At 65.4% G+C, this 21,215-nt stretch carries 14 protein-coding genes; 7 read left to right on the forward strand and 7 right to left on the reverse strand.

All coding sequences use genetic code 11. From position 1 onward, the window contains the following. Window positions 1-47 precede the first annotated feature (47 nt). Together VHP37_30975 and VHP37_30980 are read right to left on the reverse strand one after the other, a co-directional pair. Window positions 48-1,799, reverse strand: coding sequence for a bifunctional protein-serine/threonine kinase/phosphatase (locus tag VHP37_30975; protein ID HEX2830799.1), 1,752 nt, complete (start codon window positions 1,797-1,799; stop codon window positions 48-50). Beyond that, window positions 1,796-2,617, reverse strand: a complete 822-nt coding sequence (locus tag VHP37_30980; GenBank protein ID HEX2830800.1) for a formate/nitrite transporter family protein — start codon at window positions 2,615-2,617, stop codon at window positions 1,796-1,798. Before VHP37_30980 ends, VHP37_30975 begins: the two co-directional genes overlap by 4 nt. Before the next feature lie 324 nt (window positions 2,618-2,941). Between VHP37_30980 and nirB the strand changes: the two genes are divergently transcribed. The 6 genes from nirB (at window position 2,942) to VHP37_31010 (ending at window position 11,237) form a co-directional block, all read left to right on the forward strand. Further along, window positions 2,942-5,383, forward strand: coding sequence for a nitrite reductase large subunit NirB (gene nirB / locus VHP37_30985; GenBank protein HEX2830801.1), 2,442 nt, complete (start codon window positions 2,942-2,944; stop codon window positions 5,381-5,383). Between the two features lie 102 nt (window positions 5,384-5,485). Beyond that, the gene (gene nirD, locus VHP37_30990) at window positions 5,486-5,827 is read left to right on the forward strand and encodes a nitrite reductase small subunit NirD (protein ID HEX2830802.1); all 342 of its coding nucleotides are present in this window, start codon (window positions 5,486-5,488) and stop codon (window positions 5,825-5,827) included. Further along, the gene (locus VHP37_30995; protein HEX2830803.1) at window positions 5,814-8,534 is read left to right on the forward strand and encodes a molybdopterin-dependent oxidoreductase; all 2,721 of its coding nucleotides are present in this window, start codon (window positions 5,814-5,816) and stop codon (window positions 8,532-8,534) included. Before nirD ends, VHP37_30995 begins: the two co-directional genes overlap by 14 nt. Window positions 8,535-8,585: 51 nt before the next feature. Continuing rightward, on the forward strand, window positions 8,586-9,506 hold the full coding sequence (ybiB, locus tag VHP37_31000) for a DNA-binding protein YbiB (protein ID HEX2830804.1): 921 nt from the start codon (window positions 8,586-8,588) through the stop codon (window positions 9,504-9,506). Next, window positions 9,503-10,255, forward strand: coding sequence for a uroporphyrinogen-III C-methyltransferase (gene cobA, locus VHP37_31005; GenBank protein ID HEX2830805.1), 753 nt, complete (start codon window positions 9,503-9,505; stop codon window positions 10,253-10,255). Before ybiB ends, cobA begins: the two co-directional genes overlap by 4 nt. A gap of 16 nt (window positions 10,256-10,271) precedes the next feature. Then, complete coding sequence (locus tag VHP37_31010) at window positions 10,272-11,237, forward strand: tripartite tricarboxylate transporter substrate binding protein (protein HEX2830806.1); 966 nt, start codon at window positions 10,272-10,274, stop codon at window positions 11,235-11,237. Between the two features lie 74 nt (window positions 11,238-11,311). Here VHP37_31010 and VHP37_31015 read toward each other — a convergent pair whose 3' ends face one another. The 5 genes from VHP37_31015 to VHP37_31035 all read right to left on the reverse strand — a co-directional run bounded on the left by VHP37_31015 (window position 11,312) and on the right by VHP37_31035 (window position 19,248). Next, window positions 11,312-11,641, reverse strand: a complete 330-nt coding sequence (locus tag VHP37_31015; GenBank protein HEX2830807.1) for a hypothetical protein — start codon at window positions 11,639-11,641, stop codon at window positions 11,312-11,314. A 94-nt stretch (window positions 11,642-11,735) separates the two neighbouring features. Further along, complete coding sequence (locus VHP37_31020) at window positions 11,736-15,176, reverse strand: DEAD/DEAH box helicase family protein (GenBank protein ID HEX2830808.1); 3,441 nt, start codon at window positions 15,174-15,176, stop codon at window positions 11,736-11,738. After that, a complete protein-coding gene (locus VHP37_31025; GenBank protein HEX2830809.1) occupies window positions 15,173-16,354 on the reverse strand; it encodes a Fic family protein in 1,182 nt (393 codons plus the stop codon). The genes VHP37_31020 and VHP37_31025 overlap by 4 nt, the downstream gene beginning before the upstream one ends. A 129-nt stretch (window positions 16,355-16,483) precedes the next feature. Next, the gene (locus VHP37_31030) at window positions 16,484-17,476 is read right to left on the reverse strand and encodes a restriction endonuclease subunit S (GenBank protein ID HEX2830810.1); all 993 of its coding nucleotides are present in this window, start codon (window positions 17,474-17,476) and stop codon (window positions 16,484-16,486) included. Window positions 17,477-17,688: 212 nt separating this feature from the next. Beyond that, window positions 17,689-19,248, reverse strand: coding sequence for a class I SAM-dependent DNA methyltransferase (locus tag VHP37_31035; GenBank protein ID HEX2830811.1), 1,560 nt, complete (start codon window positions 19,246-19,248; stop codon window positions 17,689-17,691). Between the two features lie 238 nt (window positions 19,249-19,486). On the opposite strand from VHP37_31035, the gene VHP37_31040 reads away from it, so the two are divergent. Then, entirely contained in the window at window positions 19,487-21,172 is a 1,686-nt protein-coding gene (locus tag VHP37_31040; protein HEX2830812.1) for a thiamine pyrophosphate-binding protein, read from the forward strand. The last annotated feature ends 43 nt before the right edge of the window (window positions 21,173-21,215 follow it).

Below are 21,215 nucleotides of genomic sequence, written 5' to 3' on the forward strand. Positions count from 1 at the left end.
GTGCGTCACGAGATCGCCACGGCGCCTTCGGCGCCTCGCGATGACGGTCACGGCAACGCGTAGTGCACGAACAACATCACGAATATGACCACCGCCAGCACCGCCGACACGCCCTTCCAGAACAGCGCGGGGTTGCGGTCGAGCAGCGTCGGGCGGGTGCGGTTGACGAAATCGGCGCTCGGATGCCGCAGGTCGTAGACGAATTCGGACAGCGTCTCGTGGCGCCTCGAAGGGTCGGGATGCACCGCTTTCCTCAGCACCTCGTCGATCCACGCCGGGATCTCCCGGTCTTCGTCCAGCACCGATTCGTAGCGCAGCCGCCGCTGCGCCGCCACGGTCCTCGCGCGAGACACTTCGGCGCCGTAGGGCAGCCGTCCCGACAGCATCTGATACGCGATCACGCCGAGCGAGAAGAGGTCGGACTGCGCGGTGCCGGTCTCGCCGAGGAAGTACTCCGGCGCCGCGTATTGCTCGGTGCCGAGGACGCCTTCGCGATCGAGCGGCGAATCCATCTCGGCGATGCCCGCGACCCGCGTCGCGCCGAAGTCGATGATCTTCACCGTGCCGGTGCGGTCGATCATCACGTTGGCAGGCCTCAGGTCCTGATGGACCATCTCGAGCCGGTGAAAAGCCTGCAGGCCTTTGGCGATCTGCTCGACGATGCGCCGCACCGTGTCGGCGTCCGGCCGGGGGTTGTCGATCATCCATTGCGCGAGCGTCTGGCCGTCGACGTACTCGGTGACGACGTAGAGCGCGCGCCGCGGCCGCGTCGGCGGACGCGCTTTCAGCACGTGAGCGCTGGCTATGCGCCTCGCGACCCACTCCTCCATGAGAAAGCGTTCCAGGTACGCGGCATCGCCCGAGAGGTCGACCGACGGCGTCTTCAATACGACCGGCGCATCGCTGTCGCCATCCAGAGCGAGATAGATGTGGCTGCGGCTGCTGCCGTGGATCTCGCGCACGATGCGATAGCCGTCGAGCTCCGTGCGCGGGTGGAGCAGCGGCGGCAGCGCCAAGCCCGACGCCTGCTTGCGGATCTCGCCGGCGCCATGGTCCGGCACGTCGTCGATCGCGACGATCTGCACCGTGAGGTTGTCGCCGCTGCCGCGGCGGTACGCCTCTTCGACGATGCGCTTCGCCGCCGCGTCGAGGTCCGCCCGTCCGGTGCGGATCGCGTCGACGATGAAGGACGGCGTGACGTGCTCGTGCACCCCGTCGGTGGCGAGCAGGAAGAGATCGCCGCGCTCGACCGGATGCGCCTCGTAATCGATCTCTATCGTGGGATTGAAGCCGACCGCGCGCGACAGATAGCTCTGGTCCTCGGAGACCCACACGCGGTGGTCGTTGGTGAGCTGCTCGAGCGAGCCGCCGTGCACGCGATAGACGCGGGTATCGCCGACGTGGAAAACATGGGCGGTCGTCGATTTGACGATCAGGCCCGCCAGCGTGCAGACGTAGCCCTTCTCCTTGTCGTAGCGGTACTGGCTCTGCCGCGTCTTGGCGTGCAGCCACGAGTTGGTCGCATCGATCACGCGCTCGACCGACTTCTTCACCGACCACGCATCGGAGGTGCAGTAATAGTCGTCGACCAGGCCGTGAACCGCGAACTCCGCGGCGATCCGGGACACCTCGCTGCTGCTGACGCCGTCGGCGAGCGCGACCGCGATGCCCTTGGAAGAGAGCTGGGGCTCTTCGGGAACGAAGACGCCGTGGAAATCCTGGTTGACCGCCTTGCGGCCCCGTTCCGAACGCTGGCCGACGGACACCCTGAGGGTGCGCGCCGGCGCTTCCGTCTTCACGCGACGCGCGCGAGCTTGCGCTTGGGCGCGGTCTTCACGTGAGTCGCGTAGAGCGTCAGACCGGTGAAGGCGAGACCGCCGGCGATGTTGCCGAGGATCGTCGGGATCTCGTTCCAGACGAGGTAGTCCATGATCGAGAACTTGCCGCCGAGCATGATCGCGGTCGGGAACAGGAACATGTTGACCACCGAGTGCTCGAAGGTCATCGCGAAGAACACCATGATCGGCATCCACATCGCGAGCACCTTGCCGCCGACCGTGGTCGAGATCATCGCGCCGACGACGCCCATCGACACCATCCAGTTGCAGAGCGCCGCACGCAGGAACAGCGTCAGCATGCCGGCCGCGCCGTATTGCGCGTAACCGAGCGTGCGCGATTCGCCGATGCTGCCGAGCATGTGGCCGAGCTTGCCGGCGTCGGTCTGGAAGCCGTAGGTGAAGACCGTCGCCATGATGACCGCGACGGTGAACGCGCCCGCGAAGTTGCCGCAGAACACCAGGCCCCAGTTTCTCAGCACCCCTTTCAGCGTGACGCCCGGCCGCTTGTCGATCAGCGCGAGCGGCGCCAGCACGAACACCCCGGTCACCAGATCCAAGCCCATCAGATAGAGCATGCAGAAGCCGACGGGGAACAGGATCGCGCCGATGATCGGATAGCCCGTTTGCAGCGCGACGCTGACCGCGAACACCGCCGCCAGCGCGAGGATCGCCCCCGCCATGTAGGCGCGGATCAGCGTGTCGCGTGTCGACATGAAGATCTTCGATTCGCCGGCGTCGACCATCTTGGTCACGAACTCTGAAGGAGCCACGTAAGCCATCTCTATCCCCGATTCGAATGTGTGGAAAACGGGCGCGCTCCAACGCAAGAGGTATGCCATTGGTCGATGCGTGAGGCGTGAGGCACGAGGAGTGAGGCGTTAGGGCGGGGCGTCGTGCGCGCTCTCGGTGCGCGTGCGCTTGCGGCTGCACTCGATTCGTGCGCGCTCAATCGAAACGCAGCAGCTTTCATTGACCGACGGATTAGATCTGCTGCGACTTTGCCCCTGCATACGCCTCACACCTCGCCCCCCAAACCTGACGCATTCAAGTGGCATACATCGTGCTGAAGCTCCGCCCGACTTTGTTGGGGAAGCGAGAAGAACATGCGCAAGATGAAGCTGGTGTGCGTCGGCAACGGGATGGCCGGAGTCCGCACCATCGAGGAGCTGCTCCGGATCGCGCCGGACCTGTACGAGATCACGGTATTCGGGTCCGAGCCGCATCCGAACTACAACCGGATCCTGCTCTCGCCGGTGCTGTCGGGCGAGCAGACGATCCCGGAGATCATCCTCAACTCGCGCGAGTGGTACGCCGAGAACAACATCACGCTGCACACCGGGAAGACGATCACGACGATCGACCGCGTGCGCCGCGCCGTCATCGCCGACGACGGCACCGAAGCGCCGTACGACCGGCTGCTGCTCGCGACCGGCTCCAATCCGTTCATCCTGCCCGTCCCCGGCAAGGACCTGCCGGGCGTCATCACCTACCGCGACATCGCCGACACCGAAGCGATGATCGAAGCGGCCAGGCATTACAAGCACGCGGTGGTCATCGGCGGCGGCCTCCTCGGCCTCGAAGCCGCCAACGGCCTGCGCGTGCGCGGCATGGACGTGACGGTCGTTCACCTGCTCGATTCGATCATGGAGCGCCAGCTCGACAAGACGGCCGCGAGGCTCCTCCAGAAGTCGCTCGAAGCCAAGGGACTCAAGTTCCTGCTCGAGAAGCAGACCTCCGAGCTCCTCGCGGGCGAATCGGGCCGCGTGTGCGCGGTGCGCTTCAAGGACGTCGAGACCATTCCCGCCGACCTCGTCGTCATGGCGGTCGGCATCCGTCCCAACACCGACCTCGCGCAGAAAGCCGGCCTGCACTGCAATCGCGGCGTCGTGGTGTCGGACACGATGCAGACCTTCGATCCGCGCATCTACGCGGTCGGCGAGTGCGTCAATCACCGCGGCACCGCCTACGGCCTCGTCGCGCCGCTGTTCGAGATGGCGAAGGTCTGCGCGACCCACCTCGCGGCGTTCGGCATCGGCCAGTACCAGGGCTCGGTCACCTCGACCAAGCTCAAGGTGACGGGCATCGACGTGTTCTCCGCGGGCGATTTCGTCGGCGGCGACGGCACCGAGCACATCACGCTCTCCGACCCGGTGGCAGGGGTCTACAAGAAGCTCGTGCTGAGGGACGACAAGCTCGTCGGCGCGGTGCTCTACGGCGATACGGTCGACGGCGCGTACTACTTCAAGCTGCTGCGCGACGGCCGCAGCGTCGCCGACGTCCGCGACAAGCTCATGTTCGGAGAATCGAACCTGGGCGATGCCGGCCACCTCGGACAGAGCAAAGCCGCCGCGATGTCCGACGACATGGAAGTCTGCGGCTGCAACGGCGTGTGCAAGGGCACGATCGTCGAGGCGATCCGCGAGAAGAAGCTCTATACCCTCGACGAGGTGCGCAAGCACACCAAGGCGTCGAGCTCGTGCGGCTCGTGCACCGGTCTCGTCGAGCAGATCATCATCGCGACCGCCGGTGCGGACTACTCCGCGGCGCCCAAGCAGAAACCGCTGTGCGGCTGCACCGAGCACACCCACGCCGAAGTGCGCAGGGCGATCCGCGATCACAAGCTTCTCTCCATCGCCGGCGCCATGCAGTTCATGGAGTGGCGCACGCCCAACGGCTGCGCGACCTGCCGCCCGGCGCTCAACTACTACCTGATCTCGACCTGGCCGCACGAAGCGAAAGACGACCCGCAGTCGCGCTTCATCAACGAGCGAGCCCACGCGAACATCCAGAAGGACGGCACGTTCTCGGTGGTGCCGCGGATGTGGGGCGGCGAGACCAATTCGGCGGAGCTGCGCCGGATCGCCGACGTGGTCGACAAGTACCGGATCCCGACGGTGAAGGTCACCGGCGGCCAGCGCATCGACCTGCTCGGCGTGAAGAAGGAAGACCTGCCGGGCGTGTGGCGCGACCTCGACATGCCGTCGGGCCACGCCTACGCCAAGGCGCTGCGCACGGTGAAGACCTGCGTCGGCGCCGAATGGTGCCGCTTCGGCGTGCAGGACTCGACCCGGATGGGCCAGGACCTCGAGCGTGCGCTGTGGCGCATGTATGCCCCGCACAAGGTGAAGCTCGCGGTGTCCGGCTGTCCGCGCAACTGCGCCGAATCGGGCATCAAGGACGTCGGCGTGATCGGCGTCGAGTCGGGCTGGGAGCTCTACGTCGCCGGCAACGGCGGCATCAAGACCGAGGTCGCGCAGTTTCTCGTCAAAGTGAAGACGCGCGAGGAGGTGCTCGAGTACGCCGGCGCGTTCCTCCAGCTCTATCGCGAGGAAGGCTGGTATCTCGAGCGCACGGTGCACTTCGTCCACCGCGTCGGCCTCGACTACGTGAAGAAGCGCGTGCTCGACGATGCCGCGGGACGCAAGGCGCTGCACGAGCGCTTGCTCTTCGCGCTCAAGGACGAGCCCGACCCGTGGGCCGAGCGTGCGGCCGGACAAGGCGCGGGCGAGTTCGAGCCGCTCAAATCCGAAGCGGAAACTGTTTGATGAAAACCACCCCCATCCCGGCCTTCCCCTGAGGGGGAAGGAGAAAAGCATCCCCTCCCCCTCAGGGGGAGGGTTAGGGTGGGGGTGGGCTTGAGGATGCCTATGAAAAACTGGACAAGAATCTGTCGGGTGGACGACATCCCCCGCCTCGGCGCGCGCGTCGTGCGCCGGACCGAAGGACCGAACATCGCCGTCTTCCGCACGGCGACGGACACGTGCTTCGCGCTGCTCGACCGCTGTCCTCACAAGAACGGTCCGCTGTCGCAGGGCATCGTGTACGGCGAGCGCGTCGCCTGCCCTCTGCACAACCAGAGCGTCGAGCTTGCGACCGGCTGCATGGTCGCGCCCGACGTCGGCGAAGTGCGGCGCTTCGACGTGAAGGTCGAAGACGGCGCGGTATATCTGGACCTACCGGTGACTGCTGACAGGTATGCCTACGGTTAAGAGCACCTGCTGCTACTGCGGCGTCGGCTGCGGCGTGCTGATCGATGCTGTCGACGGCGTCATCACCGGCGTGCGCGGCGATCCGGATCACCCGGCGAACCACGGCAAGCTCTGCTCCAAAGGCCAGGCGCTGCACCTGACGACCGGGCTCACCGGCCGCGCGCTGTACCCGGAAGTCCGCTGCTCGCGGTCGCAGTCCCGATCCCGTCTGTCATGGGACGACGCGCTCGAGCACACCGCCGACCGTTTCGCGGACATCATCCGCCAGCACGGCCCCGATGCGGTCGCGTTCTACGTCTCCGGCCAGCTGCTCACCGAGGACTATTACGCGTTCAACAAGCTCGCCCGTGCGCTGGTCGGCACCCACAACATCGATTCGAACTCGCGGCTGTGCATGTCGAGCGCGGTCGCGGGCTACAAAGTGACGCTGGGCGCCGATGCGCCGCCGGCGTGCTACGACGACATCGATCGCGCCGACTGCATCTTCATCGCCGGCTCGAACACCGCCTGGGCGCACCCGGTGCTCTTTCGCCGCATCGAAGCCGCCAGGGCCGCGAAGCCCGACCTCAAGCTCATCGTCGTCGACCCGCGCCGCACCGCGACCGCCGAAGCGGCCGACCTGCATCTCGCGATACAGCCCGGCACCGACGTCGCGCTGTTCAACGGCATCCTGCACCTGCTGATCTGGGAAGGCTGGCTCGACCGCAAGTTCATCGACGCGCACACGCAGGGGTTCGAGCCGCTGAAGGCGCTGGTGCGCGACTACACGCCGCAGATGGTCGCCTCAACGTGCGGCCTCTCGGTCGAGGAGATCGCCACCGCGGCGCGCTGGTTCGGCAACGCTCACGCCGCGCTGTCGCTGTACTGCATGGGCCTCAACCAGTCGACGCGAGGCACCGACAAGAATGCGGCGCTCATCAATCTGCACCTCGCGACCGGACAGATCGGGCGCCCCGGCGCGGGTCCGTTCAGCCTCACCGGGCAGCCGAACGCGATGGGCGGCCGCGAGACGGGGACGATGGCGACGCTGCTGCCGGGTCATCGCGATCCGGCAAACGCCGGACACTGCGACGAGATCGCGACGCTGTGGAGCGTTCCGTCTCTGCCGAGCTCACCGGGCAAAACCGCGGTGGAAATGTTCGAAGCGCTCCACAAAGGCGACATCAAGGCGGTGTGGATCGCGTGCACGAACCCTGCGCAGTCGCTGCCCGAACAGGCGCTGGTGCGCAAAGCATTGGAGCGCGCCGAGCTCGTGGTGCTCCAGGAAGCGTTCGCGACGACCGAGACCGCGCCGTACGCCGACGTGCTGCTGCCCGCGACGACGTGGGGTGAGAAGGAAGGCACCGTCACCAATTCGGAGCGCCGCATCTCGCGCGTACGCGCGGCGGTGAGCGCGCCGGGTGAAGCCCGCGCCGACTGGAAGATCGCCGTCGATTTCGCGCGCAAGCTCGAGGCGCGCCTGCGGCATGGCCGGACGACACTCTTTCCGTTCGACATGCCGCGGCAGATCTTCGACGAATACAAGCGCACGACGGCGGGCCGCGATCTCGACATCACCGGCCTCACGTACGCGCTGCTGGAAGCGCGCGGGCCGCAGCAGTGGCCTTTCCCCGAGGGCGCGGAAGCCGGCGCGGCGCGCCTCTACATCGACGGCGTCTTCCCGACGCCGGGCGGCCGTGCATCGTTCGCGCTCGCCGCGTATCACCCGGTGGCCGAGCAGGCGACCGCACGCCATCCCTTCGGGCTCATCACCGGGCGCCTGCGCGACCAGTGGCACGGCATGAGCCGAACCGGCCGCAGCGCGCGCCTCTTCGGTCACGCACCCGAGCCGCGCGTCGCGATGAATCCCGCCGACCTCGCGCGCCGCCGCATCGCGGCCGGCGACTTCGTGCAGGTCGCATCGACCCGCGGATCGGTGACGCTGCAAGTCGAAGCGAGCTTTGAGGTCAAGCCGGGGCAGATCTTCCTGCCGATGCACTGGGGCAGCGCACATCTGGGCGGCTCGGGCGCGAACGGCATCAACGGCGTGACGCTGTCGAAGCTCGACGCGGTTTCGCGCCAGCCCGAGCTCAAGCACTGCGCGGTGCGCATCACGAAGATCGAGCTGCCGTGGCGGCTGGTCGCTTTCGCTTATCCGCAGGACGGCGATGCGCTCGCGCTCGCCCAGGTCGCGCGCCGGTGGCTGCCGGGGTTCAGCTTCGCGACGTGCGTGCTGGTCGGCGTGGAGCGCCAAGGCGTGCTCTTCAGGGCCGCGGCGCCGGGCGCGGTCGAGCCGCGCGCGATCGAAGCGATCGACGCGATCTTCGGACTCGACGACGAGGACACCCTGCGCTACGACGACGGCCGGCGCGGCGTCGGCCGCCGCATCCGCATGAGCGGCGGCGCGATCGATGCGGTGCGGCTTGCCGGCGATGTCGGCGCGGAGGCCTGGCTGCGCGATCTCTTCGACCGCCGGGAAGCGGTCGCGAATGTCGGCGCGCTGCTGCTCGCCCCGGCCGCACGGCTGCCCGTACCCGTCTCACGCGGCAAGACGGTGTGCAGCTGCCTGAACGTATCCGAAGCGGCGATCTGCGAGTTCGTCGCCGGCGCGGCGGGCGACGCCGATCCGCTGGCCGCATTGCAGTCGACGCTCAAGTGCGGCACGCAGTGCGGCTCGTGCCTGCCCGAGGTGAAACGCCTCATCGCTTCGGCCAAGGCGGCAGCGTAGATCATGCGACCGTGCGATGATCCCGCGTTCACCGCCCCAGCCCGCAGCGCCATGGCTTTAGATCCCTCCAGGCTTCCCGCTTTCATCAAGGAAATCGGCCGCGGCAGGAACGCGGCGCGCGACCTCTCGCGCGAAGACGCGCAGACGCTGTTCTCGGCGATGCTTTTCGGAGAAGTGCCCGACCTCCAGCTCGGCGGCATCCTCGTCGCGCTGCGCATCAAGGGTGAATCGATGGAGGAGCTCGCCGGCTTCATGGCCGCCTGCGAAGGCAGTTACGAACACCTCCCCGCGCCACGCGCGACGCCGGTGGTCATTCCCTCTTACAACGGCGCGCGGCAGCTTCCCAACCTGGTGCCGCTGCTCGCGATGCTGCTCGCGCGCGCGGGCATTCCTGCGCTGGTGCACGGCGTGATGCGCGATCCGGGACGCGTGTCGACGCGAGAAGTGTTCGAAGCGCTCGGCGTCGCGCCGGCGGCTTCCATCGACGAAACTTCGGCGCAGCTCGACGAGCGCCGTTTCGCTTTCATGCCTGTCGAGCGGCTTGCACCGCGCGTCACCTCGCTCCTCGACCTGCGCGCGAGCCTCGGCGTGCGCAACAGCGCGCACACGCTGGTGAAGATGCTCCAGCCGTTCTCGGCGCCCGCGCTTCGCATCGTCAGCGTGACGCATCCCGAGTACGTGCTGCGCATGCGCGAGTTCTACACCCGGCACGACACCGGCGCGCTCATCCTCCGCGGCGCCGAAGGCGAAGCGGTCGCGCATCCGCGGCGCGAGCCTTCGATCGACTGGGCGCACGGCGGCAAGGTGCAGACATGGACCTCGGAAGCCGCGCCACCCGCGGACCTGCCGTCGCGCAACGCGGCCGAGACCGCGCGCTGGATCGAGCGCGTGCTCGCAGGCGAGATCGCGGTCCCCGCGGCGATCGCGCACCAGATCGAATGCGTGCAGCGCGCGCTGAAAGAGATGCGATGAAACAAGGCAGGGTCTATCTGGTCGGCGCGGGCCCCGGCGATCCCGAGCTTCTCACGCTGAAGGCGGTGCGCGTCCTCGGCCTGGCCGACGTCGTCCTCGTCGACGATCTCGTCAACAAAGCGATACTCGTGCACGTGCGCGAAAGCGCGCGCGTGGTGAAGGTCGGCAAGCGCGGCGGCTGCCGATCGACGCCGCAGGTTTTCATCGAGAAGCTGCTCGTCGCCGAAGCGAAAGCCGGCCATATCGTCGTGCGCCTCAAAGGCGGCGACCCGTTCATCTTCGGCCGCGGCGGCGAGGAAGCCGAGACGCTGCGCGCCGCGGGCGTCGAGTGCGAGATCGTCAACGGCATCACGTCGGGCCTCGCCGCGGCGACGTCCGCCGGCGTGCCGCTCACGCATCGCGCGCACTCGCGCGGCGTGGTCTTCGTCACCGCACACACCGCCGCGGGGGACGAGCCCGACTGGCGCGCGCTCTCCGCGAGCGGCATGACGCTCGTCGTCTACATGGGTGTGTCGCGCTGCGAAGCCTTGCAGACCTCGCTGATCGGCGGCGGGCTCGCGCCGTCGACGCCGGTCGCGGTCGTTCAGGACGCGACGCTGGCGCGCGAGCGTCAGTTACGCACGACGCTCGGCCGACTCTCGCAGGACATCGCCGCGCACGAGATCGAGAGTCCTGCCATCATAGTGATCGGCGACGTGGCGCGTGACAGCGAGATTCCGACCGTCGGTCACGCGCTCGCCGCGTCCTGATAACGGGAGGGCTTCCATGCGCTTGCTCGCAGCGCTCGTTCTGCTCTGCACTATGCAGCCGTTGCTTGCACAGGTTCAGCCGTATCCGTCGAAGCCGATACGCGTGGTCATCCTCGTCGTACCGGGCGGCGGCGCCGACGTGACTTCACGCACGGTCGGGCAGAAGCTCACTGAAAGCTGGGGACAGCAGGTCATCGTCGACAACCGTCCCGGCGGCAACGGCATCGTCGGCATGGAGATCGCCGCGCGCGCGAATCCCGACGGCTACACGCTCGTGCTCGGCACCATCGGCCCGGTCGCCGTGAACCCGAGTCTCTACGCGAAGCTTCCGTACGACCCGGTGGCCGATTTCGAGCCGGTCGCGCGCGGGGTCTCGGCGCTCAACGTGCTCGTCGTCCATCCCTCGGTTCCGGTGAAGTCGGTAAAGGAGCTCATCGCGCACGCCAAGGCGAATCCGGGGAAGCTCACCTACGGCTCTTCGGGCGTCGGCTTCGCGGACCATCTCGCGGGCGAGCTGTTCAACACGATGGCCGGCGTGAAGATGGTCCACGTGCCGTACAAAGGCGGCGCACCGGCGATGCTCGATCTGGTCGGCGGCAACGTCCAGCTCATCTTCGCGACGGTCTCGACCGCGCTCGGCAGCATCAAGGCGGGACGCATACGGCCGCTGGCCGTGACCTTCTCGAAACGCGTCGAGCAGTTTCCGGACTGGCCGACGGTGGCTGAAGCGGGCGTACCCGGATTCGCGGTCGACAACTGGTACGGTTTTCAGGCGCCCCGCGGCACGCCCAAGCCGATCGTCTCGAAGCTGCACCTCGAGATCAACCGCATCCTCGACCTGCCCGACGTCAAGGAGCGACTCGCCGGCCTCGGCATCTTTCCTTTCACTGCACCGACGCCGGGCGCTTTCGGCGACTACATCAAGTCCGAGATCCGCAAGTACGGAAAAGTGGTGCAGGCCGCCGGCATCAAAGCGGACTGAGCCGTACGTGATACCGGCCCCGCTGCCGCAGTTTCGCGACACACGGGGCCGGGCGCTGGAACACTGGTGCGAGCTTACTTCTGAGGGGCGGACGGCTTCGACTCGCTCACGCCCGACGGCGACTTCGGATTCGGCGTGTCTTTCGAATCCTTCTTCTTCGCCTCGCCTTTTTCCTTGCCCGCCTTGTCCGGCGCCGATTCGCTCACCGAAGAAGGTGCGGCCTTCTTCGGCATCGTGGCCTCGCCGGCCTTGCCTTTGTCTTTCTTACCCGTCTTGTCCGGCGCGGACTCGTCGACCGACGAAGGCGCCTTCTTGTCCATGTTGCTCGCGGCGTGCAGCACGGCCGCGCCCGACATTCCGATGATCGCAGAGAAGGCTGCGCTGAGCATCGATACCGTTTTCATATGTTTCCTCCCTATTAGATCTCCGAGCCCGTGCTCGGGCCTCGCGGTTGTGCATTTGGCGTGCCTGAGCTCCGGCGGAAGGATCGAGCGGCCGCTAATAGCCTGCCTTTGTTCGGCCATCCGCGCCGTCGGGGACTGCCTTTCGCCGGACGGCGTCCAGAGAGACGAGTAAGGCCTGCAGATCCGCATCGCCAAAGAGCACTTCCGGTCCAGTCGGCGCGACGAAGGTAAACGGCGACTCGTACAGACGCTCAATTTCGACCACGCCATATTGCGTCAGATGGTCGATTACGTAAGTCACGAAGTCGATCTGTGCCGCGCTGAGCGTGCGGCCGTCGAGGAAATCGGCAAGCGCTGCCTTCGCCGCCTCACGGTCCAATCCGACCAATGATCGGACGAAGAGACCAAGTCCCTGCGCTTCGACCGCGGCGCGATGGATGTCTTCGAGTCGTCCGACGCCACTCTGCGTGAGGATACGTTCGAGCTCCTCCAGGTCGGCGGAACTCAAGGGCTCGTTCATGCGCAGCTTGCGAATCGGCCCTTCGTCCGCGTGCGCACGCAGGAATACGAGCGCCTTGTCCTTGAACCGAGCCAGCTCCGCGGCCTCGGTCACCTGGGGCAGAGCAATTTCAGTCTCGCCGCCTAGATGGTCTTCGAAGTCGGTAAAGACAGGCGCTCGGCGCCGCTTCTCGATCAACGGCACCAGATCGCGCAGCCGGCGCCGCATCGATTCGAGCATCGGAATGGTGACATCGATCCACCATGCTGCGGTCTGGACCTCCTGAATCAGCGGCAACTGCTCCCGGATAAGGGGAATCGTTGATTGCTCTTCGAGCAGTCCCGCAATCGTAACCACGTGCTCGCGAAGCTTCTCCAAGTCACCGGAATTGCGCAGCCGCGCCAGTTGGAGTCGAAGCACCAGCAGATCGAACCGCCGAGCCTCTTCTTTGTCGGCGTCGAGCTGCGATGGCAGCCCAGCAACGCTCTGTGAAAGATCGGCGATGTCTTCATCGTTCAGCGATCGCCAGGCGGTGACGTTCGCGTAACGCTCGACGAGCCGCCGCTGCGGCCGAACGAGGAAGTTACCGAGATTCATCGCCGCGACTTCGCGCTGCAGGCCGCCTGCGACCAGGTCGGCCACGTCGGACTCGGTTCTGGGCTCGTACGTGGGCGGCACATCGCTCACGCGCGGATTGACCTCGACGGCATAGGCTTTCTGCAGGATGCCGAGCAGTTCCAGCCGTGCCTGGAAGATTCGCGCCAGCAGAGACGCGCCGACGGCGCCTTCCGTCGCTTCCGGATTCTGGCTGAAATACTCCAAGTTCTGACAGAAATCGAATACGTAGAACTCTTTTTTATGCTCGCCGGGGCCGAACAGATCGCGGCATAGCCGTGTACCACGGCCCATCATCTGCCAGAACTTGGTTTTCGACCGCACGAGCTTGAAAAATACGAGGTTGACCACTTCCGGAACATCGATCCCCGTGTCCAGCATGTCGACGGAGATGGCGATGTGCGGCTCGTCGTCCTTGCGCGAGAAAGAATCGATCAGCGACTGCGCGTACTCGGTCTTGAACGTGATCACTCGCGCGAAGCGCCCTGCGTAGTGCGGATAGTTCGTGTCGAAGCGCGACGCTATGAATTCGGCGTGGTCCTGATTCTTGGCGAAAACGATGGTCTTACCGAGCCGGTCCCCGCCGGCGACCTTCATTCCGCGCGCCATCACGTGCGCGAGAACCTTGTCGACGGTGTCCTTGTTGAACAGCCATTTGTTGACCGCTTTCGCTTCCACGCGATCCGGCACGGCGCCGTCTTCGTCCCACTCGATCGCGTCCCACTGGTCCTTCTCGTCTTCGGAGAGCTCGTCGTAGCGTATGCCTTCGCGCTGAAAACGCAGAGGCACCGATACGGCCCGCGGCGGCACGAGGAACCCGTCTTTCACCGCCTCGTCCAGGCTGTACGCATCGGTTGGGACACCGTCTTCGAGCTCGAACAGGCTGTACGTGTTGCGGTCGACCTCGTCTTTAGGTGTCGCGGTAAGCCCGACCAACAGGGGGTCGAAGTAGTCGAAGATGGCGCGGTATTTCTGGAACACCGACCGATGCGCTTCGTCGATCACGAGCAGATCGAAATGGCCGACACCGAAGCGACGCTCTCCGTCCCCGACATCGTTGATGAGGCCCATCATCGTCGGATACGTCGAGACGTAGACGCGGCCTTCGCCCGTCCTGTCGGTCACGAGATTGACCGGCGCGGCGTCCGGCAGATGCGCCTTGAACGCGTTCACCGCCTGATTCACGAGCGCGACCCGGTCGGCAACGAAGAGCACGCGCTTCGCCCAATTGCAGTCCATCAGGAGCTTCGCGAGCGCGATGACCGTTCTTGTCTTGCCCGCACCGGTCGCCATGACAACCAGCGCTTTGCGCTCGTGATCGCGTTCGAACGCTTCCGCCACGCGGCGTATCGCCCGCCTCTGGTAGTGCCGCTCGACGATCGCACCGTCGATGTTCGCCTCGGCGAGGCGCCGGCGTGTCGCGCGGCGCTGGATCAGGAGCTCGAGCTCTTCCTTCTTGTAGAAACCCTGCGTGCGGCGCGGTGGATACGCGGTGTCGTCCCAGATCCAGTGCTCGTAGCCGTTCGAGTAGAAGATGACCGGACGGCGACCGTATTTCTGTTCGAGACAATCGGCGTAGAGCTTCGCCTGCTGCCGTCCGACGCGAGCGTCGCGCTTTGTGCGCTTCGCCTCCACCAGCGCGAGCGGCATGGCGTCGTCGCCCCACAGCACGTAATCGACATATCCGGTGCCCTCGGCGTTGGGCATGCCCCAGACTTCCAGCTCGCGATCGTGCGGCTGGTCGAGCGCCCACCCGGCTTCCTTCAGCAGAAGGTCGATGAAGTACTCACGAGTCTCGGCTTCCGAATAGTCGTGCGTGTCGGGCTGCGACTCGGCTGCCCGCTTGGCCGCGGCGACTTCGGCACGGAGACGTTTCAGCTCCTCATCGAGCGTCGACTTGTCGGCAAGCAGCGCCGTGAGCTTCTCGTCACGCTCACGAAGGGCCTCCTGCAGCCGCTGGAGCTGCTCGGCCGTCTGAGGCGGCGTCGCCGACGCTTTCGGCAGCGCATTCGCATCGAAGGCCAGTCCCGGCGGTGGCCGCTGCGTGCGGCCGTAAGTGCGCGCGAGCCAGTAGCTCACGTGGAAAAGCTCACGCACCGCCGCGACCGCGTCAGCCGTGGGAATAGCGCGATGGCTGTGCACGGCGCGGTTGCCGAGCGTCGTGATGACCTTCGCCTTGCCGAAAACCGCCTCGCCCGCCATCGTCTTGAAGGTCGGCTCGTGGATGAGCGCGCTCAGATTGTCCTGATACGGGAGCCGCAGCACACCGTCGTGCTTGTACGCCCAGGCGACGGCAAGCTCGAGCGTGCGGCGGGCGTAGAAAGAAGCCGTGCGCGGATCGGCATGAACGGCACCCTCGGCCTTCGCGGCAGCCTCGAAGACGGCAGGCCACTCGCGCTGAAGAAAGGCGAACTGGCTCATGCGCCGGCCTCGATGCCGGCGGGATCGTTGAAGAGAGCTATGTAGGGCGCGTAGCGAAAGCGGCGGTTGCGGACGTAGCCGGTCATTTCCTCGAGAACCCCCAGCTCGACGAGACGTGACACGAGCGCATTGGCGGCAACATAGGTGGTGCCGGTGAGGCGCCGCACGTCCGGCACCGAGATGATCGGATGGTCGAACAGCGACTCGAGCACCTTGTGCCCGTTGGCGGCGGAGCGCGAAAGCCGCTCGGTGATTGCCGTTCGGTGCTGCTCGCGAAGCAGGAGAATGCGCCGCGCGGTTTCCGCGGCCTCTCCGGCCACCTCGACGACGCCGCGGAGGAAGAACGCGAGCCACGCCTCCCACGTTCCCTGGACCCGCACCGCCTGGAGCTGATCGTAGTACGTCTGGCGGTGCGCCTTGAAGTAGTGCGACAGATACAGCACCGGCTTGTGCAGCACGCCGCGCTCGGTCAGGAGGAAGGTGATCAGCAGGCGCCCCACGCGGCCGTTGCCGTCGAGAAACGGGTGGATCGTCTCGAACTGCACGTGCGCGAGCGCGATCTTGATCAGCGGCGGCAACGGATCGTCCTGGTGCAGGAATTTCTCGAGCTCGCCCAGTGCGTCCGGCACCGCGTGCGCCGGCGGCGGAACGAAGCTCGCCGCCATCAGGGTGGAGCCGGCCGGGCCGATCCAGTTCTGGCTGGTGCGCAGCTCGCCGGGCTGCAGGCGTCCGCCGCGCACGCCGCGCATGAGCTCGGCGTGGATCTCGCGGATCAACCTGACGGAGACGGGGAGCTCCGCGAGGCGCGACAGGCCGTGATTCATCGCGCGAACGTAGTTGATCACCTCGTCGACGTCGCTCGGCAGGTCCTGATCGAACAGCTTCGCCTCGGCCGCGAGCAGGTCCTGGAGCGAGCTCTGCGTGCCTTCGATCTGGCTCGAGAGCACCGCCTCCTTGCGGACGTACATGAAGACGAAGAGGTCGGGATTCGGCAGGGTCAGGACCGAGCCGTCGAGCCGCCCCAGCGCCCGATCGGCGGCCGACAGCAGCGCAGGCAGCTCCCCGCCCATGTCCAGCGGCGGCACAGGCGGCAGCGGCGCCGGCATGAACGCGCGATAGCCCGTCGGCTGGCTGATGTAGCGCCCGGCGCGAGTCGACCCTGCCGCGGCAGCCGCCATGTTGAAGGTTCCCCTACATATGGCCCGGATCGGGCGCCATATGATAGGCAGCCTTTAGTATGAAAGGGAAGTGGGAACCTTATTTTAGGTACGCGCCGGTAGACGGAGCCAGTTGAGCGAGTTCGGCAGTCAGACCTCGCCGCGGAACGCAAGATGTTGAAGTGTCGCGAAGAGCGCGTCGAGCTGCGCCAATGCGGTGACTTGGATCGCCTTCAGCTTTCGCACCGCGCCAATTCGACGCACAAAGTCCCGCTGCAAATCGATGGGAGGCAACGGAATAGCCACTTTTTCCACGCGAAATAACGCCAGTTTACCGATCGTCACCTGCCCGACATTAGAGCCAATTTGCCCCTGTATAGCAGGCGCCTGCAACACATGCGCAAGGTATTCCGCGTTGTACGTCGATCGGTCACGCGGGACGAGCTTCGCAGCGTTTTCGGTCAAGTTGACGCCGGCAAGCGAAGCCGGCACAGGAGCTGTAAGACCAATTGATCCAGCGATAGAAATGATTACGTCGCCTGCGTTCACCACATACCGCGCGATCTTCGACTGGACTTCAGGTTTGAGATAGACAAGACCCGATTCATCTACAGCACCCTGCTTCAGGTCCGTGACACGAATGTAGCGGAACGGAGTCGGCGTTCGCGAATATTCCTCTCCCTTGGGAAGCCGTTTCCCGCCTTTGACCTCACATAATTCTCCAATCGATCGCACCGGCCACCCTTTGGGGTTCGTGCCCGGATCTCCAAACAAGTCGAGAAAGATCGATTTACTTAGCGCGTCAAGTTCCGCCAACCCTGTGAGACGCTTGGCGCGTAGCGCAATCGCCTTGTCTAGGAGTGCCGCAATGCGTCGCTGGTCTGCGATCGGTGGGAGCGGTATCGGTGTAGCCGCAATTTTTTCTTGCGAGATGTTGCGCATAGAAAAGCTGGTACCGGTCGCGCTCTGCTCAATGTGAGCTCTCGCTGAGGCAGTTCTGAGCGCGTAAAGAAGAAATGGAGCATGCAATACATTGCGCTTCGGCACCAAACGCAACGTCTTATCTGAAAGGAGAAGATTCGGATGATCTTTCTCAACTAACACTACTGCGCCGACAAGATCGGTGGTGTTTGCTCGAGACATCAAGAGATCCCCAGCGCAGACTCGGGGACAATTACCAGGGTCCATTCCAGGGAACAGCGCCTTGTTCTCTGTCGGTTCGAATTTTCCCCAACTGATCGCGCTCAGTTTCAGAACGCCAAATTCATCTGCGCGGGCGGGCCGCTCCTGCGCGCTCGGACTCCTGCCAGCCTCAATGCACTCCAAAGCGCTCCCACAAGGAATCACCGGCCACTTCACGCCAGCATGCCCTCCAGGTCCTTCATGCCGCGCCGGATGTCCTCCTCGAGCTTCGCAAGCTCAGCGAGTATCTCCTTCGGTGGCCGGTGCTCTACCGGCTCATGCACGGCCTCCTTGTATCGGTTGAGTGAAAGGTCATAGCCCTGCGCGGCAATGCCCGATTTAGGAACGCAGAAGCTTTGTGCCGTACGCGGGCGATCGCGTTCGCTAGTGTTCCGTTCGGTCCAGCGCGCGAGCACGTCGGGGAGGTTGTTCTTGGGGTGTTCTTCAGGTGTTAAAGATGGATTCCCGCCTTCGCGGGAATGACGAAGTACTGGCCCGAGCTTCTCTTCCGGCAGCAGCGGCGTGCGCTTGTCGTCGAGGCTCCAGCCGTCGGCTTCGACGTCATAAAACCAGACGTAGTCGGTTCCGCCCGAGTTCGTCTTGGTGAACAAGAGTATCGCCGTAGACACACCCGCGTAGGGTTTGAACACCCCGCCGGGCAGCTTGATCACCGCGTCGAGCTTCTGCTCCTCCACGAGCTTGCGGCGCAGTTCCTTGTGCGCCTTGCTCGACCCGAACAGCACGCCGTCCGGCACGATCACCGCCGCGCGACCGCCCGGCTTGAGAAGACGCAGGAAGAGCGCGAGGAACAGCAGCTCGGTCTTCTTCGTCTTGACGATCTGGAGCAGGTCTTTCGCGGTGTTCTGGTAGTCGAGGCTGCCGGCGAACGGCGGATTCGCGAGCACCAGCGTGTACTTCTCCTCCTCGCCCGCGTGGTCCTGCGCGAGCGAGTCGCGATAGCGGATGTCCGGGTTCTCGATGCCGTGCAGCAGCATGTTCATGCTGCCGATACGCAGCATGGTGTTGTCGAAATCGAAGCCGTGGAACATGCCGTGGTGGTAGTGCTCCGCGAGCTTCGAATCGTGCAGGAGCTTCGGATGATGCGCGAGGATCGTCTCCGCCGCCGTGACGAGAAATCCCGCCGTGCCGCAGGCGGGGTCGCAGATCACGTCTTTCGGCTGCGGCGCCGTAAGCTCGACCATGAGCCGGATGATGTGGCGCGGCGTCCTGAACTGGCCGTTCTGGCCCGCCGTCGCGATCTTCCCGAGCATGTATTCGTATACGTCGCCCTTGGTGTCGCGGTCCTCCATCGGCACCGCGTCGAGGAGATCGACCACTTTCGAGAGCAGCGCCGGCGTGGGAATCGTGAAGCGCGCATCCTTCATGTGGTGCGAATACGTGGTGCCGTTCCCGCCGAGCGTTCTCAGCCAGGGGAAGACGTGCTCGGCGACCACGGTATACATCTCCGGGGCCGAGAGATTGCGCAAGCGTGACCACCGAAAGTCTTCGTAGGAGCGCCCCTTTTCGTCGGAGCCTTGCGGAAAGACACGCTTCGCCATCGGTTTGCGGGTGCGGTTGGCCCTGTTCTCTTCGAGCGTGTGCAGCTCGTCGAGACGCCGCAGGAAGAGCAGATAGGTGATCTGCTCGATGACTTCGATGGGATTGGAAATGCCGCCGGTCCAGAAGGCGTTCCAGACGGCGTCGATTTTGGATCGGATTTCGCCGGTAAGCATAGGGTGACTCTCGTGCGCAAAGTTTTGCGCTCGATTGTACCGGCGCGGCCGGGTCGTCGCGCTTCGACTTCGGCCCCTTCGGGCCTACGCTCTGCGCGAACGGCTTTCCGAGCGTCTCGGGATTGCTTCGTCGCTGCGCTCCTCGCAATGACTCCGTGAGGAATTCGGGACAACAGCGCTGTGATACCCTCTCGCCCGTAGCGCGCCGCGCCTGTTCTACACTCTCTGGAGGCCCCCGATGAACCCCGCCGACACCACGCTCGCCCGCTCGGGCGCGCAGATCCTCGTCGACTCTCTCAAAATTCACGGCGTCGACAGGGCGTTCGGCGTTCCCGGGGAGTCCTATCTGGCGGTGCTCGATTCGATGGTCGACAGCGGCATCGAGTTCGTCATCTGCCGCCAGGAGGGCGGCGCGGCGAACATGGCGGACGCCTACGGCAAGCTCACCGGCCGTCCCGGCATCTGCATGGTGACGCGCGGTCCGGGCGCGACCAACGCGTCGCTCGGCATCCACACCTCGTTCCAGGACTCGACGCCGGTGATTCTCTTCATAGGCCAGGTGGGCAACGACGTGGTCGAGCGCGAGGCGTTCCAGGAGATCGATTACCGCCGGATGTTCGGGCAGATGGCGAAGTGGGTCGCGCAGATCGATCGCGCCGACCGCGTGCCCGAGTACATCAGCCACGCTTTCCATACCGCGACTTCGGGCCGACCCGGTCCGGTCGTGCTTGCGCTGCCCGAGGACATGCAGACCGAGATGGCGACGGTGCCCGACACCGGCCGCTACCAGCGCGTCGCGGCGCATCCGGGCCCCGACCAGATGAAGCAGCTGCGCGAGATGCTCAGCGCAGCGCAGCGCCCGATGGTCATCGTCGGCGGCGGCGGATGGAGCAAACAGGGTTGCGACGACCTGCAGGCGTTCGTGACCGCGTTCAACTTACCCGTAGGCTGCGCGTATCGCTGCCAGGACCTGATCGACAACCGCGATCCGCATTACGTGGGCGACGTCGCGGTCGGCCTCAATCCCAAGCTCGCCGAGCGCTTCAAGACGTGCGATCTGCTGCTCGTCATCGGCGCGCGCCTCGGCGAATGGACGACGGTCAACTACACACTGTTCGACATACCGCGCCTGAAAATGAAGTTCGTACACGTGCATCCCGGCGCCGAAGAGCTCGGCCGCGTGTACCAGGGCGACCTCCTGATCAACAGCGGCATGCCCGAGTTCACCGCGGCGGCGAAAGCGCTGGAGCCGGTCAAGCGCAACTGGGACGACTGGACCAAAGGCGCGCGCAGCGATCTCGATGCGTGGCAGCAGCCGGTGCAGGTGCCCGGCAACGTCAACATGAGCGAGGTGGTGAAGCACCTGCGCGAGACGCTGCCGCGCGACGCGATCATCACCAACGGCGCGGGCAACTTCTCATTGTGGGCGCATCGCTTCTACCCCTACGGCGGCTTTCGCACGCAGCTGGCGCCGACGAGTGGCGCGATGGGTTACGGCGTGCCGGCGGGCGTCGCCGCGGCGATCGTGCATCGCGACCGCACGGTGGTCACGTTCGCGGGCGACGGCGACTTCCTGATGACCGGACAGGAGCTCGCGACCGCCGCGCAGTACGACGCGAAAGTCGTGTTCCTGGTCATCAACAACGGCATGTACGGCACGATCCGCATGCACCAGGAGCGCGAGTTCCCGACGCGCGTGAGCGGGACGATGCTGAAGAACCCCGACTTCGCGGCGCTGGCGCGGGCATACGGATTCTCGGGCGAGACGATCGAAAAGACCGCCGACTTCCCCGCCGCCTTCGACCGCGCGCTGAAGTGCAAGACCTCCGCGCTGATCGAAGTGCGAGTCGATCCCGACGCGATCAGCCCTCGAGCCACGTTGTCCTCGATCCGCGCCGAGGCACTGAAGAATAGGAAGCAATAGACCGCCAAGGACGCAAAGGAAAAGCAAACGACGTAAAAATGGA

The organism is Burkholderiales bacterium (assembly GCA_036262035.1).
GTDB lineage: Bacteria > Pseudomonadota > Gammaproteobacteria > Burkholderiales > SG8-41 > JAQGMV01.

What these genes read in the sequence shown, in the direction of transcription:
- VHP37_30980 (HEX2830800.1), bottom strand. Translation starts at nt 2,617, where the DNA reads ATGGCTTACGTGGCTCCTTCAGAGTTCGTGACCAAGATGGTCGACGCC.
- nirB (HEX2830801.1), top strand. Translation starts at nt 2,942, where the DNA reads ATGCGCAAGATGAAGCTGGTGTGCGTCGGCAACGGGATGGCCGGAGTC.
- nirD (HEX2830802.1), top strand. Translation starts at nt 5,486, where the DNA reads ATGAAAAACTGGACAAGAATCTGTCGGGTGGACGACATCCCCCGCCTC.
- VHP37_30995 (HEX2830803.1), top strand. Translation starts at nt 5,814, where the DNA reads ATGCCTACGGTTAAGAGCACCTGCTGCTACTGCGGCGTCGGCTGCGGC.
- ybiB (HEX2830804.1), top strand. Translation starts at nt 8,586, where the DNA reads ATGGCTTTAGATCCCTCCAGGCTTCCCGCTTTCATCAAGGAAATCGGC.
- cobA (HEX2830805.1), top strand. Translation starts at nt 9,503, where the DNA reads ATGAAACAAGGCAGGGTCTATCTGGTCGGCGCGGGCCCCGGCGATCCC.
- VHP37_31010 (HEX2830806.1), top strand. Translation starts at nt 10,272, where the DNA reads ATGCGCTTGCTCGCAGCGCTCGTTCTGCTCTGCACTATGCAGCCGTTG.
- VHP37_31015 (HEX2830807.1), bottom strand. Translation starts at nt 11,641, where the DNA reads ATGAAAACGGTATCGATGCTCAGCGCAGCCTTCTCTGCGATCATCGGA.
- VHP37_31020 (HEX2830808.1), bottom strand. Translation starts at nt 15,176, where the DNA reads ATGAGCCAGTTCGCCTTTCTTCAGCGCGAGTGGCCTGCCGTCTTCGAG.
- VHP37_31025 (HEX2830809.1), bottom strand. Translation starts at nt 16,354, where the DNA reads ATGGCGGCTGCCGCGGCAGGGTCGACTCGCGCCGGGCGCTACATCAGC.
- VHP37_31030 (HEX2830810.1), bottom strand. Translation starts at nt 17,476, where the DNA reads ATGTCTCGAGCAAACACCACCGATCTTGTCGGCGCAGTAGTGTTAGTT.
- VHP37_31035 (HEX2830811.1), bottom strand. Translation starts at nt 19,248, where the DNA reads ATGCTTACCGGCGAAATCCGATCCAAAATCGACGCCGTCTGGAACGCC.
- VHP37_31040 (HEX2830812.1), top strand. Translation starts at nt 19,487, where the DNA reads ATGAACCCCGCCGACACCACGCTCGCCCGCTCGGGCGCGCAGATCCTC.